This window comes from Arthrobacter sp. MDT1-48-3 (assembly GCF_054511015.1).
On sequence record NZ_JBTNDL010000005.1, the window covers coordinates 1 to 15104 of the forward strand.

The 15104-nt window shown below is 70.5% G+C and carries 10 protein-coding genes; 1 reads left to right on the forward strand and 9 read right to left on the reverse strand.

Annotated features, from left to right (window positions below; genetic code table 11):
• Positions 1-183: 183 nt before the first annotated feature.
• From holA to ACX80L_RS12040, 8 genes are all read right to left on the reverse strand, one after another.
• Positions 184-1200, reverse strand: coding sequence for a DNA polymerase III subunit delta (gene holA, locus ACX80L_RS12005; protein ID WP_459289915.1), 1017 nt, complete (start codon positions 1198-1200; stop codon positions 184-186).
• 92 nt (positions 1201-1292) lie between these two features.
• The gene (locus ACX80L_RS12010) at positions 1293-3827 is read right to left on the reverse strand and encodes a ComEC/Rec2 family competence protein (protein ID WP_459289917.1); all 2535 of its coding nucleotides are present in this window, start codon (positions 3825-3827) and stop codon (positions 1293-1295) included.
• A complete protein-coding gene (locus ACX80L_RS12015) occupies positions 3824-4891 on the reverse strand; it encodes a helix-hairpin-helix domain-containing protein (protein ID WP_459289919.1) in 1068 nt (355 codons plus the stop codon). The genes ACX80L_RS12010 and ACX80L_RS12015 overlap by 4 nt, the downstream gene beginning before the upstream one ends.
• 102 nt (positions 4892-4993) lie before the next feature.
• Positions 4994-5848 carry a DegV family protein gene (locus ACX80L_RS12020; RefSeq protein ID WP_459289921.1) on the reverse strand — a complete coding sequence of 285 codons (855 nt, stop codon included), beginning with the start codon at positions 5846-5848 and terminating at the stop codon, positions 4994-4996.
• A 43-nt stretch (positions 5849-5891) separates the two neighbouring features.
• Positions 5892-8414 carry a leucine--tRNA ligase gene (leuS, locus tag ACX80L_RS12025; RefSeq protein ID WP_459290160.1) on the reverse strand — a complete coding sequence of 841 codons (2523 nt, stop codon included), beginning with the start codon at positions 8412-8414 and terminating at the stop codon, positions 5892-5894.
• Positions 8415-8676: 262 nt separating this feature from the next.
• Positions 8677-10194, reverse strand: a complete 1518-nt coding sequence (gene glpK, locus ACX80L_RS12030) for a glycerol kinase GlpK (protein ID WP_459289923.1) — start codon at positions 10192-10194, stop codon at positions 8677-8679.
• 71 nt (positions 10195-10265) lie between these two features.
• A complete protein-coding gene (locus ACX80L_RS12035) occupies positions 10266-11012 on the reverse strand; it encodes an MIP/aquaporin family protein (RefSeq protein WP_208741196.1) in 747 nt (248 codons plus the stop codon).
• A gap of 136 nt (positions 11013-11148) precedes the next feature.
• Positions 11149-12891, reverse strand: a complete 1743-nt coding sequence (locus ACX80L_RS12040) for a glycerol-3-phosphate dehydrogenase/oxidase (RefSeq protein WP_459290162.1) — start codon at positions 12889-12891, stop codon at positions 11149-11151.
• Positions 12892-13107: 216 nt separating this feature from the next.
• Between ACX80L_RS12040 and ACX80L_RS12045 the strand changes: the two genes are divergently transcribed.
• A complete protein-coding gene (locus ACX80L_RS12045; RefSeq protein ID WP_459290164.1) occupies positions 13108-14016 on the forward strand; it encodes a sugar-binding transcriptional regulator in 909 nt (302 codons plus the stop codon).
• Positions 14017-14037: 21 nt separating this feature from the next.
• Here ACX80L_RS12045 and ACX80L_RS12050 read toward each other — a convergent pair whose 3' ends face one another.
• Positions 14038-15102: an NAD(P)-dependent alcohol dehydrogenase gene (locus ACX80L_RS12050; RefSeq protein ID WP_459289925.1), complete on the reverse strand. Its 1065-nt coding sequence runs from the start codon at positions 15100-15102 to the stop codon at positions 14038-14040.
• Positions 15103-15104: the final 2 nt, after the last annotated feature.

Genomic DNA, 15104 nt, shown 5'->3' on the forward strand with positions numbered 1-15104 from the left:
TCTTCGGAAGTGGAAAAGCTTTGGGGGGCTCCCCCCCCCCGGGGGGTTCCCCCCCTACGTCGTTAAGGGCGGGAGCGCAGCGATCCCGGGCCGGGACCGGTCCCGGCCCGCGGGACAACGCCGGGGCCCTGCCGCACAACCGAGCCAGGCGCCTGGCGCGGAGCTGATCCTGTCCGTGCTGCGTCAGCCGTCGCCCAGCGCGATGACCGTGACGGCCCGTTCGACGGCGTACACGGGATCCCGCGATTCGCCCTTCACCTGGGCGTCGGCTTCGGCGAGGGCGCGGATGCAGCGCGCCAGGGCCTCGGAGCTGAAGCGCTGGGCCTCCTTGCGTGCCTGGTCCACCTGCCACGGCGCCATCCCCAGGTCCTTCGCCAGCTGCATCGAGGATCCGCGGACCCCATGGACCTTCGCGACGGCGCGGACCTTCATGGCGAGCGCGGCGACGATGGGGACGGGGTCCGCCCCCGTGGCAAGAGCATGGCGCAGCATGGACAGTGCCTGCGCGGTCCGCCCTGCCAGGGCGGCATCGGCCACCTTGAAACCGGTCGCCTCGACGCGGCCCCCGTAGTACTTCTCCACCGTCTCCGCCGAGATGTCGCCCGCGGTGTCCGCCATGAGCTGCTGGCAGGCTGCCGCCAGCTCGGGGAGCTGCGAACCGACCGCGGCGACGAGCGCCCGCACGGCATCCGGGTCGATGCGCCGGCGTGCCAGACGGAACTCGGTGGTGACGAACTCCGCCTTCTCGCCGTCCTTCTTCAGGGGCTGGCAGTCGACGATGGTAGCCTTGGCGGCCTTGATCGCATCGAGCAGCTTCTTCCCACGGTTCCCGCCCGAGTGGCGCATCACCAGGACGACATCGGGTGCCGGGTCCTCGAGGTAGGCGAGCGCGTCGACCAGGAAGGCATCGTTCATCTGTGCCAGCCCCGCCACCTCGATGATCTTCCAGTCCCCGAACAACGACGGGCTGGCCTGCATGGTCAGGGTTCCCGCGTCATAGGACCCGGCGTCGAACCGGACCAGTTCCGCTCCGGGCTGTGCCGTGCGCACCTGTGCCCGGATCGATTCCGCAGCCCGGGACGCCAGGTACTCCTCGGGACCGGAGAGCAGGACGACGCCGGCGGGGCGCACCTCGCGCCATGATGCTGGTTGCTGCTGGCCCGCGCCGGTGCTGCGGCCGGCGGGTGATCTCGTTGCCACGCGGGGGTGTTCCTTCCGTCGGAATGCACTCCTACTCTTGCACGGAGCCCTCTCGCCTCAAAGCTGCAGCGGTGGCTCCGGCCGGCACCCCGTCATCGGAGTCGGTGGACCTCGATCCTGCCGTCGGTGACACCCACGGTGAACGATCCGAGTTCGTCGGTCCGGGCGCTGGCGATACCGGAGCGGTCGAGCCGTTCGAGGATGCGGGGATGCGGGTGGCCGTAGTCGTTGTCCTTGCCGACCGAGATGAGGGCGAGAGCGGGTGAGACGGCGTCGATGATCCCTGTTCCCCCGTTCCTCGCTCCGTGGTGGGCGATCTTGAGGATGTCCACTCCCCCGTTCCTCAGGGAGGGGACCGCGGCGAGGAGCTCCGCGGCGGCGTCCTCCTCGAGGTCCCCGGTGAGGAGGAGCGTGAGGGGCCGTTGCGCCGTGGGCACCACGACCTGCAGGACGGCGCTCGCGTTGTTCTCCTCCGGCAGGCGTGTCTCCCCCCGTGGCCAGAGGACGTCCACCCGCACGGGTGGAAGGTCGATGCGGGTCGCACCGGTCAGACGCTCGGCTCCGACGCCGGCGCCTGCCGTCGCGTCGGTCAGCTCACGCGGCAGGCCGTCCTCCCCGGTCGAGTAGTACAGGGCCGATACGGTCCTTCCACGCAATGCACCTTCCACCCCGCCGTAGTGGTCGTCGTGCAGATGCGTGATGACGAGTGCGTCGATCACCTCGATCCCGAGTGCGTCCAGGCACCGGTCCATGGCATCGGGATCGGGCCCGGTGTCGACGACCAGTGCGTGCTCCGCCGACGTCCTGATGACCATGCCGTCGCCCTGTCCGACGTCGCACATCGTGAGAGCCCACCGGGACGAGGACCCCGTGCCCCGCCGGTCGACGAGGGCGATGGTCGCGAGCGCCCCCAGCAGGGCGACGGCGAGGACGATCGCGACGGTCCGGCGCCCAGCCCTGGCCGGCGGCCGCCCTGCTGTTCCAGACCCGGTCGGGACGGACGGGGGCTGCCGAGTGCGGGTGACGGCACGCCGCCAACCGGCGAGGACCGACTCGCGGCGGACCATGGCGAGGAGAAGCAGCACCGACCCGGATGCAGCCACCACCGCTCCCGGCGCGCCCGGGAACCAGGGCACGGTCGCGGCAGGAGCGGCTGCGAGGGCCTCGGCGACGCCTGCCACCCAGCGGGTACCCCGCTGGGCGGTGGCGATCAGGGCCGGCGCGAGTACGGGACCGGCGACGAGTGCCACGACCGCCGCCATGCCCACCAGCGTGATGGCCGGGACGACCGGTGACACCAGGACGTTGGCGGGTAGCGAGTACACCGGCAGGGCGGGCTGGATCAGGACCAGGATCGGAGTGCAGAAGAGCTGCGCGGTCAGCGGGATGGCGAGCAGTTGGGCCGCCGGGCGCGGCATCATCAGGCCGAGGGTGTCGACGACCGTCGGACCGGCCGTGACCAGCCCCAGGGTCGCCGCCACCGACAGCACGAAGGCGAAGGACACCGAGAGCCAGGGATCCACGGCGAGGAGGACGATGACCGACACCATCAGCAGTGTCAGCGAGACCCTGCCGCGGCCCGAGAGGACGGCAGCCACTCCGACCGCCCCCATGACCGCAGCGCGGAGGACGCTCGGCTCGGGCCGGACGAGCAGGACGAACGCCACGAGCGAGACCACGGCACCGACGCCGGCCGGTAGCCGGGGAAGCCGGAGCAACCGCAGCCCGAGGAAGGCGAACGCCACGACGTAGGAGCAGTTCGCTCCGCTCACCGCGGTGAGATGGGTCAGTCCGGTCCGTCGCATGGCCTCCTCGAGGTCCGGGGCGAGCCCGGTCCGGTCACCCAGTGCCATGCCCGGGAGCAGGCCTCCGTCGCGGCTGTCGGCGAGGGCGAGGTCCCGGAACCGCGTGCGCAGGTGATCCGTGTAGCCGAGCCAGCCGCGGGCCTCCTCGATCGCCGGGCTGCTGGCAGGGAGGAAGATCGCGGCCGCCCTCCCCACGCGGTCCGCAGGTTCCGCCGTGCCCAGGACGCGGACGGTGTCGCCGGTCCCCACGCCGGCCCACCCGCCCGGCCCCAGGACCACGACGGGGGTCGCCGCCACGAAGGGAGCACCCCGGAGGACACCACCGAGGACCTCGGCGTCCACGAGGTAGCGCTTCCCGCCCCCGAATGCTCCCGGACCCAACGAGGACGGTTCTCCCGTGATGCGCAGGACCGCGGTGAACGGGACTCCGCCGTCGAGCGCCTCGTCCACCGGTCCCGCCTCGGCACGGGCGAGGCTGCCGCCGGCCGACAGCAGCACCAGGCTCAGCGCGGCCGCGGGGGCCAGCGCCTGGCCGGGCAGCAGCGCCCACGCACGTCGCCGGCCCGGCACGATGACCACGAGACAGGACAGCATGAGTGCACAGGCCCCGGCCAGGAGCCCCGCTGCCGTCGCCCCGACCGCCCCGCCATGGACAGCGACGGCAGCGGCCGTCCACGCAGCCGCAGCGGACGGGACCAGGCGCAGGTCGCCGTGCCACCGGGACGGAGCAGCCTGCGGGCCTCGGTGGGCCGTTCCCGGGACGGATCCTCCCGGCGGATCGGCGGAGGCGGCGCGGCCAGGACCTCCGCCGTCGTGCCTCACCGCACCACGATGAGGGGGAGGATCCCATCGAGCATCGCCGGCCCGATACCAGGCACGGCGTCGATGTCGGCCGCCTGGCCGAACGGCCCGTGCTCCCTGCGCCAGTCGATGATGCGCTGTCCGAGCACCGGACCGACGCGTGGCAGCAGCTCGATCTCCGCGAGCGTCGCGGTATTGATGTCGATTCCGCCCGGGCTCCCGCCAGGTGCACCGCCGCCGCCGGGACCCTCGACCTGCCGTCCCGGGGATTGGGCGGGGGACGAGGTGCCGGGGAGGTCCTGGGTGATCCGCGGTTCCTCGCCGACGGCGAGGACGTGGATGTGCTGCCCGTCGGACGGTGTCGCAGCGAGGTTGATCCCCTCGAGGTCTGCCTCGGGGAGCGCACCACCTGCCCTGCCCATGACGTCGAACAGGCGCGTACCGGACGGGACCGTGACGACCCCGGGTGCTGCGACCGCTCCCGTGACGTAGACGATGATGATCCCCTGCGCCCCGCCTCCGGTACCGCCCGTGACGCCGAGAGGGTCCCCTGACCGGTCGGTCGACTCATGCGTCGGTGCCTCACCGGGACGCCCCGGGCCGACTCCACCCGTACCGTCCTCGCCACCGGAGCCACCCGGACCCTCGCCCGTAGCGGCCCCCACGGCTGCATCCCCCGCGGCTCCGTCACCGGCAGCCGCACCCTGTGCGGCTCCATCGCCGGCAGCCGGCTCGGCAGTATCGTCCGATACGCCGCTGTCGAGCTGCACCGACACCGCGGCAGCGGACGGCTCGGAGCTCCGGACGAGGAAGAGCGCTGCGCCGATCGCCAGTGCCACCCCGGCGAAGACGAGTGCCGCCGAGCGGGCGACGCGCCACTGGACACCGGTCGGGATGGTCTGCCGGCCCTCCTCCTCCCCCCGGGCAGCGCGGACAGCGCGCGCATCCGAACTGTCCGGCACTTCCTCGCGGCCATCCGCCGGGAGGAGAGCGCCCGCCGCGCTGCCATCCGCCGGCCGGGCCGCGGGAGCCCAGGTGCCGGTCTCCCCTGCGTCGCCGGCGGTCGGCCATCGGTGCTTTCCCATCCCGCAACGCTAGGAGCGGGACTCCTCCTCGATCGGGTCCCGGAGCGCTATGTGGATATCGCACCCGCGGCGGTCCGCCGCAGAGGTCCTCGTGGCGACCGGTCAGTCGGGACTGACGGTCACCGCCACGACGCCGAGCCCGGCATGTGCGGCGAGGACGGAGGGGCACGGGGCGGTCGACACCTGCCCGGTTCCTGCCACTGCCTCGAGGCGCCCGGCGAGGGCCGCAGCCTCGTCCTCGTTGCCGAAGTGGTGCACGGTCAGCAGGACGCCGCCGGCGCGCGCGGTGATGTCAGCCTCCACCAGTTCCTGGAGCCGCGCCATGCCGCGCGCCGCCGACCGCATGCGTTCGAGGGGGACGAGTCGCCCGCCCTGGACATGGAGGATCACCCGGACGGACAGCAGGGCGCCCAGCCAGCCTGCCGCCGCCGGGATCCTGCCTCCGCGGCGGAGCTGCTCAACGCTGGGGACGTAGAAGTAGAGGGCGGACGCCCGCGCGGCCATGGCCGCCGCGGCGGCGGCCGCCTGCAGGTCCGCACCTCTCCGCGCCGCTGCCCGGGCTGCGAGGGCCGCCCGGCCCTGCGCCATGCCCGCGGTGCGTGCGTCGATGACCTCGACGGGGATCGTCGCGCGGGATGCCGCCTGGCGGGCCGCATCGACCGTGCCCGACAGCAGGCCGGACAGGTGCACGGACACGATGCCGTCGTACCCCTCCTCGGCGAGGCGGCCGTACACGGCGTCGAACTGGCCGGGAGACGGCCGGGACGTGCGCACGGTCGTCCCTGCGGCGAGGGCGACCATGAGGGGTGCGGTGACGTCGTCGTGCTCACCGGTCAGGATGTCGGCGCCGACCAGCACCGGCATGGCGACCACCGGGATGCCGTCGGCGAGGCCACCGGGCGCGCTCCATTCCGGAGCGAACCCGGCGGCCGAGTCGGTGACGACGGCTATGCGCACGCAGCACGCCCTGCCCGCGTCGGGGCCGTCCACCGACGAGTCATCACGCCGGGACGATGTTGACCAGTTTGGGCGCCCGCACGATGACCGTGCGGATGTCGCGACCGTCCAGCACGCGCTGGATCTGCTCGCTGGCCAGCGCCAGCTCGCGCAGCTCGTCCTCGGCGATGTCCGGGGGCACCGTCAGGCGGTCCCGCACCTTGCCCTGCACCTGGACGACGGCGACGACGCTCTCCTGGGTCAGCAGGCCCGGATCGACCGTGGGCCAGCCCGCCGTGGCGACGGTCGCCTCGTGTCCGAGGCGGCTCCACAGGTCCTCGGCCGTGTAGGGCGCGAAGAGGCTGAGCAGGATCGCGACGGCCTCGGTGGCCTCGCGCACGGCGGGGTCGGCGCCGCCGGCACCGGAGTCGATCGCCTTCCGCGTCGCGTTGACGAGCTCCATGAGCTTCGCGATGACGACGTTGAACTTGTTGGCCTCCATGAGCTCCGCGGACTCCGCCACCGTGCGGTGCGTCACCGAGCGCAGTGACCGGTCGCCGCTCGACGGGTCGGCCCCGACCGCGCTGGTGACGTCGCCACCGAGGCGCCAGGCCCGCGCCAGGAACTTCGCCGAGCCCGACGGCGAGACGTCCGCCCAGTCGACGTCGTCCTCGGGAGGTGACGCGAACACCATGGTGAGGCGCACGGCGTCCACGCCGAAGCGGTCCAGCTGCTCGCCGAGGTCCACGCCGTTGCCGAGGGACTTGCTCATGGCCTTGCCGCCGTTGAGCACCTGGCCCTGGTTCAGCAGCGCGCTGAAGGGCTCGGTGAAGCCGACCATGCCGAGATCGAACAGCACCTTGGTGAAGAACCTGCTGTACAGCAGGTGCAGGATGGCGTGCTCGACGCCGCCGACGTACTGGCCGACGGGCAGCCAGCGGTTCACGGCCTCGGTGTCGAACGGCGCAGTGTCCAGCTGCGGGTCGACGAAGCGCAGGTAGTACCACGACGAGTCGACGAAGGTGTCCATGGTGTCGGTGTCACGCCTCGCCGCGCCACCGCAGTCGGGGCAGGGCACGTTGACCCACTCCTCGACGGCGGCCAGCGGCGACGTGCCCTTGGGCGCCAGCGCCTCGCCGCGCAGCCCCTCGGGCAGGGTGACCGGCAGCTGGTCGTCCGGAACCGGTACTTCACCGCAGGACGGGCAGTGGATGATCGGGATCGGCGTCCCCCAGAAGCGCTGCCGGGAGAGCAGCCAGTCCCGCAGGCGGTAATTGATGGTGTGCTCACCGGTACCCTGCTCCTCGACGATCTCGACGGCCCGGCGGATGGCGGTCGTCTTGTCCAGCCCGGTCAGCTCGCCGGAATTGACGAGCGTTCCCTCGCCCGTCGTGGCGATCCCGGTCTCGGCGGCATCATCGGCCCCGGTGTCGACGACGGTGCGGACGGGCAGGTCGAACGCCCGGGCGAAGTCGAGGTCGCGCTGGTCGTGCGCGGGGACGGCCATGATGGCCCCGGTGCCGTAGTCGGCCAGCACGTAATCGGCAGCCCAGACGGGCAGCTTCTCGCCGTTCAGCGGGTTGACGGCGTAGCGGCCGGTGAAGACCCCGGTCTTCTCGCGCTCCGTGGCCTGCCGTTCGATCTCCGACAGTCCCTTGACCTGTTCGCGGTACTGCTCCAGGGCTGCGCGCCGGTCCGGCGTGACCAGGTCCAGGGCCAGGTCCGCATCGGCGGCGACGACGAAGAACGTCGCCCCGTAGAGGGTGTCGGGCCGGGTGGTGAAGACGGTGACGTCCCGCTCCGGCAGGTCGCCGTCGGCCTCGATCCGGAAATGTACGTGCGCACCTTCGGAGCGGCCGATCCAGTTGCGTTGCATGGCGAGCACCCGCTCGGGCCAGTGGCCCTTGAGCTGCTCCATGTCGTCCAGCAGGCGGTCGGCGTAGTCGGTGATCTTGAAGTACCACTGGTTCAGGTTCTTCTTGGTGACCATCGTCCCGCAGCGGTCGCAGGCCCCGTTGATGACCTGTTCGTTCGCCAGCACTGTCTGGTCCTTCGGGCACCAGTTGACCGGCGAGTTCCGGCGGTACGCCAGGCCCTTCTGGAAGAACCGGACGAAGAGCCACTGCGTCCAGCGGTAGTACTCGGGGTCCGAGGTGTGCAGCCGCCGGCTCCAGTCCGCGCTGATCGCGTACCGCTTGAACGAGTGCGCCTGCGTCTCGATGTTCGCGTAGGTCCATTCGGCCGGGTGCGCGTTGCGCTTGATCGCGGCGTTCTCGGCGGGCAGGCCGAACGAGTCCCAGCCGATGGGGTGCAGGACGTCGAAGCCCTTCTGGCGGTAAAAGCGCGCCGCGACGTCGCCCATGGCGAATGCCTCCGCGTGGCCCATGTGGAGGTCGCCGGAGGGGTACGGGAACATGTCGAGCACGTAGCGCCGCTCGCGCGTGCCGTCGTCGGCGGGCGCGAACGCCTGCAGCCGATCCCAGACCGCCGGCCACTTCGCCTCGATGGCGGAGAAGTCGTAGGTGTTCTCGTCCGGCTGAGCGCCCTCGGGGTTGATGCTCACTGTGTGTTGACCTGTCCTGTCGATGGAACGTCGTCCTGCTCTGGTACTGCTCGTCCGCGGGGACCCGCCCCTGCCTGGGGTGTCCGGCGCCGGACACACAAAAGCCCCTCACGTCCAGGAGGGGCCGCCGCACGGTGGATGCCGTGCGGCTAGGTAAGGAGGAGGGCTCGGGGCATGGGTTCACTTTAGCAGTGCGAGCCGTGCCGACGGATGTGCGGCGGAGAACGGGGCACGCCCGATCCGTCTGCTGCGGACCGGGCGTGCCCCGTTCGGTGGGGAGTCCGTGCTAGCGCACGTCCTCGTCGACCCAGTCGAAGGTCTTCGTGACGGCCTTCTTCCACAGTCGCAGCTGGCGCTCCCGCTCGGCCTCGTCCATGGACGGGTTCCAGCGCTTGTCCTCGGCCCAGTTGGTGGCGAGCTCGTCGGTGTCCTTCCAGAAGCCGACGGCGAGGCCCGCGGCGTAGGCGGCGCCGAGCGCGGTGGTCTCCGTGACCTTCGGTCGGATGACGGGGATGCCGAGGATGTCGGCCTGGAACTGCATCAGGGCGTCGTTCGCGACCATGCCGCCGTCGACCCGGAGGTCCTCCATGTTCACGCCGGAATCGGCGTTCGCCGCGTCCAACACCTCGCGCGTCTGGAAGGCCGTGGCCTCCAGGGCCGCACGGGCGATGTGGCCCTTGTTCACGAACCGGGTCATGCCGACGATGGCACCGCGTGCATCGGCGCGCCAGTACGGCGCGAAGAGTCCCGAGAACGCGGGCACGATGTACACGCCGCCGTTGTCGTCGACCGTGGTGGCGAGCTGCTCCACCTCGGGGGCGCTCTTGATGATGCCGAGGTTGTCGCGGAGCCACTGCACGAGTGAACCGGTGACGGCGATCGAACCCTCGAGCGCGTAGACGGGCTTGGCGTCCCCGAGCCGATAGCAGACCGTCGTGAGCAGGCCGTTCTTGGAGTGGACGATCTCCTCGCCGGTGTTCACGATCATGAAGTTGCCGGTGCCGTAGGTGTTCTTTGCACCTCCCTTGTCGAAGGCGGCCTGGCCGAAGGTCGCCGCCTGCTGGTCGCCGAGGATGCCGGCCACCGGCGTCTCGCGCAGCAGCTGCGAGGTGTGCACCGTGCCGTAGATCTCGGAGGAGGAGCGGATCTCGGGCATCATCGACAGGGGCACACCGAAGTCGGCGAGGATCGACTCGTCCCAGGACAGGGTCTCGAGATCCATGAACAGCGTGCGCGAGGCGTTGGTGACGTCGGTGATGTGCACGCCCCCGTCGGTGCCGCCCGTGAGGTTCCAGGTCACCCAGGAGTCGGTGTTGCCGAACAGGAGATCGCCTGCCTCGGCCTTCTCACGGGCCCCGTCGACGTTGTCGAGGATCCACTTGATCTTCGTGCCGGAGAAGTAGGTGGCCAGCGGCAGGCCCACCTTGGCCTTGTAGCGTTCGACGCCGCCGTCCTGCGCCAGCTCGTCCACGATGTTCTGCGTCCGCGTGTCCTGCCAGACGATCGCGTTGTAGACGGCCTTGCCGGTGGTCCTGTCCCAGACGACCGCGGTCTCGCGCTGGTTGGTGATGCCCACGGCTGCGATGTCGTGGCGCGTGAGGTTGGCCCTGGAGAGGGCGGTGCCGATGACCTCGCGGGTGTTGCCCCAGATCTCGGCGGGATCGTGCTCGACCCAGCCGGCCTTCGGGAAGATCTGCTCGTGTTCCTTCTGGCCGGACGAGACGATATCGCCCTTGTGGTCGAACACGATGGCCCTGCTGGACGTGGTGCCCTGGTCGATGGCGATGACGTACTGCTGCGACATGTCTTACTCCTTCATTGGATGGACGTCTTCGGGGGGCGGCTGCGCACAGCCGCCCCGGGTGGTGCTGGAGCCTAGGCGGCAGGTACGGGGAACGAGATGACCTGGACCAGGATGCCGGCGAGGACGCCACCGACGATCGGGCCGACGATCGGCACCCAGGCGTAACCCCAGTCGCTGCTGCCCTTGCCCTTGATCGGCAGGATGGCGTGGGCGATGCGGGGTCCCAGGTCGCGGTTCGGGTTGATGGCGTAGCCGGTCGGCCCGCCGAGCGAGGCGCCGATGCCGACGACGAGCAGGGCGACCGCGAGGGGGCCGAGGCCCGTCGAGGTGGGGCCGAGGGACAGGATGACGAACACGAGCACGAAGGTTCCGATGATCTCGGTGACGAGGTTCCAGCCGTAGGAGCGGATGGCGGGACCGGTCGAGAAGACACCCAGCTTGTTGGCGGGGTCCGGCTCCTCGTCGAAGTGCTGCTTGTAGGCGAGCCAGCACAGGACGGCACCGAGGATCGAACCGATCATCTGGGCCGCCAGGTAGGCCATCGCGGTGATGAAGTTCTTGTCGACCCCCGGAGCGAATTCGGCGGTGTCGCCGTTGACCCACAGACCGACCGTGACCGCGAAGTTGAGGTGGGCTCCCGACAGGGCCGCGACGTAGACGCCGGCGAAGACGGCGAGGCCCCATCCGAAGTTGACCATGAGGAAGCCGCCGTTATTGCCCTTGGTCCGGGCGAGCGCGACATTCGCGACCACACCCGTACCGAGCAACAGCAGCAGCATCGTGCCGAACATTTCGGCGACAAACACTTCCAGAGACATCTTTGACTCCTCTATCTATTCATTTATTGACGCGTGCCGCCGCCTCGACGGCACGCGTTGACCCCCCCGGCAGCTGCTGCCGTTGGCACTGCACCGCTGTTCCGAACAGCGGTTCGACCCGTTGCGGCGGGAGCCGCTACGCGGTCAGGCTCTTGACCTGCACCCGATGGGCATCGGCGAGGACCTCCTCGGCGAGCTCGATCTCCGCTGCGGATTCCGCTGCGGTCCAGCCCAGCAACGGGGCCAGGGTCTCGGCAAGCTCTGCGAGCAGCTCCTCGGAGACGAGTCCCCGGAAGGCAAGCGATGTACGGCGAATCAGGACGTCGATCAGGTGGCCGATCTGCTCGTGCTCCACCATGTAGGCGAGCTCTCGCGTGCTCAGCTCCTTCGTGGAATTAAACAACCTGTCGGGACCTTCCGCGAGGTATTCGAGGACGTCTTTCGCGCGGGTTCCGTAACGGGTCAGCAGGACCTGCACGCGGGCCTCGTCGAAGCCCGGGCGGACGGCCGCCGTGATCCAGGCGCGCTCGGCGGCCTCGTCCGTCGGGAAGTCCTTCCCGCCGCCGATCGCGACACCCGCCGTCGATGTCCTGCGCTCGGCCCCGAGGGCGGCGAGGGTGTCGTCGGTCAGGTGCTCCGACAGTGCGCGGAACGTGGTCCACTTGCCGCCCACGAGACTCAGGGTGGTGACGGACCGGCCGCCCAGCATCTCCTCGCGCTTCTCGATGCGGTAGTCGCGGGAGACGAAGCCCGGCTGCGTCTCGTCGTGGCGCGGCAGTGGCCGAACCCCGGAGAAGCTGTACACGATGTCGTCCTGCGTCACCTTGATGTCCGGGAAGACGTGCCCGATCAGCTCGAAGAAGTACTCGATCTCCTCGTCCGTGCACACGGCCTGCTCGGTGACGTCGACGTCGATGTCGGTGGTGCCGACGAGGACGCGGTCGCCCATGGGGTAGATCAGCACGATCCGGCCGTCGACGTGCTCGAAGAAGATCTCTGTGCCGTTGCAGGCACGGAGCAGTTCCGGGTGGTCGAGCACGATGTGCGAACCCTTGGTGCCGCCCATGAACCGGGTCTCCGCCCCGAGCACGGCGTTGGTGCCGTCCGTCCAGGCGCCGGTGGCGTTCACGACGACGTCGGCCTGGAAGGGGAAGGTCTCGCCCGTGAGCTCGTCGCGCAGGAGGACTCCGTCCTCGCTGTTCCCGATGGCGCTGACGTAGTTCGCGGCGCGGGCGGCCGGGTTGGCGACGTGGCCGTCGCGCAGCACGTCCAGGGTCAGGCGTTCCGGATTGTGCACAGACGCGTCGAAGTAGGTCGCCGCGTACTTGATGTCCTTGCGGAGGTCGGGCATGGCGGCGAGCGCCTTCTTGCGGCCGACGAAGGAGTGGCGGGGGACGTTGCCGCCGTCGCGCGAGAAGAAGTCGTACATGGTGAGGCCGGCCTTGATGAGGACGGCGCCGCGTTCCACCTGCTTGCCCTGGCGGTGCGTCAGGAAGCGCATGGGCGCCGAGAGGATGCCCGAGAACGTCGTGTAGATCGGGATCGTGGTCTGCAGCGGCTTTACGTAGTGCGGTGCGATCCGCATGAGTGCGTTGCGCTCGATGACCGATTCGCGGACGAGGCGGAACTCGCCGTTCTCCAGGTAGCGGATACCGCCGTGGATCATGTGCGACGACGCACCGGATGCACCCTGGCAGTAGTCGCCGCGCTCCACCAGTGCGACGTCGATGCCCTGCAGTGCGAGGTCGCGGAAGGTCCCGACCCCGTTGATGCCGCCACCGACGATCAGCACGGAGGCCCGGGGGTTGTCCCTGAGCTCCTGCACCGCGGTGCGGGTAGAAGTTGTGGTGCCTTCACCGTCGGTCCGGCCGGCTGGAATGCTCAAGGGACTACTCCGTAACCTCAATGTCTGGAATGGGTACTGCACAGTCCATTCTTCGAGCGCTGGAAATAACAGTCAACCGGATTGCACAAACGTGCAGAAGCGGTCCAGACTGGCGGCATGACGACGACGAGCGGTGGTCCCGCCCGGGATCCCGGCGACCCCGATCAGTACCAGGGCAACAGGTCACGGGACGCGTTGCGGGCCGCGCAGATGTACTACCTGCAGGACCTCACCATGAACGCGATCGCGCGCGAACTGCGGACGTCCCGATCCACCGTCTCCCGTCTGCTGTCCATGGCACGGGAGACCGGGCTGGTGCAGATCCAGGTCAACAACCCGTCCGAGCGGGCCCCTGCGCTCGAGCAGCAGATCCGCCGGAGGTTCGGTGTCGAGGCGCACGTAGTGCCCGTCGCGGACTCGGGGAACGACTCCGAGGTGCTCGACCGCGTGGCCATCCAGGCCGCCCGCACCATCGGGCCACTCGTGGATTCGAACGCGATCATCGGCGTCGCGTGGGGATCCACGCTGAGCGCCGTCAGCCACCACCTGACCCGCAAGCAGACCCACGACAGCGCGATCGTGCAGCTGAACGGGGCCGGCAACACCCAGACCACGGGCATCACCTACGCGAGCGAGATCCTGCGCCGCTTCGGGCAGGCCTACGGCGCACGCGTCGAGCAGTTCCCCGTCCCCGCCTTCTTCGACCACGCGGCCACCAAGACGGCGATGTGGGAGGAGCGCAGCGTGCGCCGCATCCTGGACCTGCAACGCCGCATGACCATGGCGATCTTCGGTGTCGGCTCGATCGGCGCAGGCATCCCGAGCCATGTCTACAGCGGCGGCTACCTGGACCGCGAGGACCTCGAGACCCTCGAGACCGACAGGGTGGTCGGCGACGTGGCCACCATGTTCTTCCGTGCGGACGGCACGCACCGCGACATCCTGCTCAACACGCGCAGCACCGGTCCCAACCTCGACGACCTGCGGGCGGTGCAGCGCCGCATCTGCGTGGTGTCCGGCGAGTCCAAGATCGACGGCCTGCGCGGTGCACTCGCCGCCGGACTCGCGACCGACCTGATCCTGGACGAGGGGTGTGCCCGGCGCCTCGTCCACGCGTGAGGGACGGGAGCCCGTCGGGGGCTACACCGTGAGGACCAGCTTGCCCCGCACGGCACCCGACGCGAGGAGCTCGAGGGCCTCGGCCGCATGCGCCAGCGGGAGGACCCGGTCGATGCTCGGCACGACGGACCCGGCCCCGATCAGGTCCACGAGCCGCCCGAGGCCGTCCGCGCGCACCCTGGTGAACATCATCGCCAGGCGCTGGCGGACGAACGGGGACAGCGCGACGGCGCCGAGCTGGCGGTTCAGCCCACCGGTCAGGTTCCCGCCGCCCTCGCCACCGACGATCACCGCGGTGCCGTCGGCCGCCAGGGCGCGGCGCAGGCGGGCCACCGACGGACTGCCGCCGATGTCGACCACGAGGTCGAACGCCGTCCCGCAGTCGGCGAAGTCGCGCTCGCCGTAGTCGAGGACGGACCCGGCGCCCAGCGAGCGCACATACCCGGCCTTCGCGTCGCTGCAGACCGCCGTGACCTGCGCTCCTGCCGCCCGGGCGAGTTGCACGGCGAAACTGCCGACCCCGCCCGATGCCCCGAGGATCGCCACCTGCTGGCCCTCGCGCACCCGCCCGACGTCGTGCAGCGCCTGCAGCGCCGTGACACCCGAGACGGGCACCGCGGCAGCCTCGGCGAAGGACAGGAGCGCCGGCTTGCGTACGAGGGATCCCTCCGCCGCCGTCGCGAACTCCGCGAACGTCCCGCGTCCCACGCCGAACACCTCGTCGCCGACGGCGAAGCGCGACACCTGCCCGCCCACCGCGACCACCACGCCCGCCACGTCCATGCCGAGGACGGGATTCCTCGGGCCGCTGAGTCCGAAGGCGAGCCTCCCCAGGTACGGCAGGCCGGTCATCATGTGCCAGGCTCCCCGGTCCACCCCTGCGGCCCGGACCCGGACCAGCACCTCCCCCGCCCCGACCGCGGGCACCGGCACGTCCCGCAGTTCGAGCACGTCCGCGCCGCCGTACGCGGAGTGGACGACCGCCCGCATGGTTCCGCTCGTCGTCCTGCCGCCGATCGATTCCCGCATGATCGCCTCCCCGGCGCCCGCCCCGTGCGTCCCGCCTGCGAGCACCGTATCGTACACTG

Excerpts from the sequence above, each read along its gene's own strand:
- glpK (WP_459289923.1), bottom strand. The coding sequence starts at position 10,194 with ATGTCGCAGCAGTACGTCATCGCCATCGACCAGGGCACCACGTCCAGC.
- ACX80L_RS12035 (WP_208741196.1), bottom strand. The coding sequence starts at position 11,012 with ATGTCTCTGGAAGTGTTTGTCGCCGAAATGTTCGGCACGATGCTGCTG.
- ACX80L_RS12015 (WP_459289919.1), bottom strand. The coding sequence starts at position 4,891 with ATGGGAAAGCACCGATGGCCGACCGCCGGCGACGCAGGGGAGACCGGC.
- ACX80L_RS12045 (WP_459290164.1), top strand. The coding sequence starts at position 13,108 with ATGTACTACCTGCAGGACCTCACCATGAACGCGATCGCGCGCGAACTG.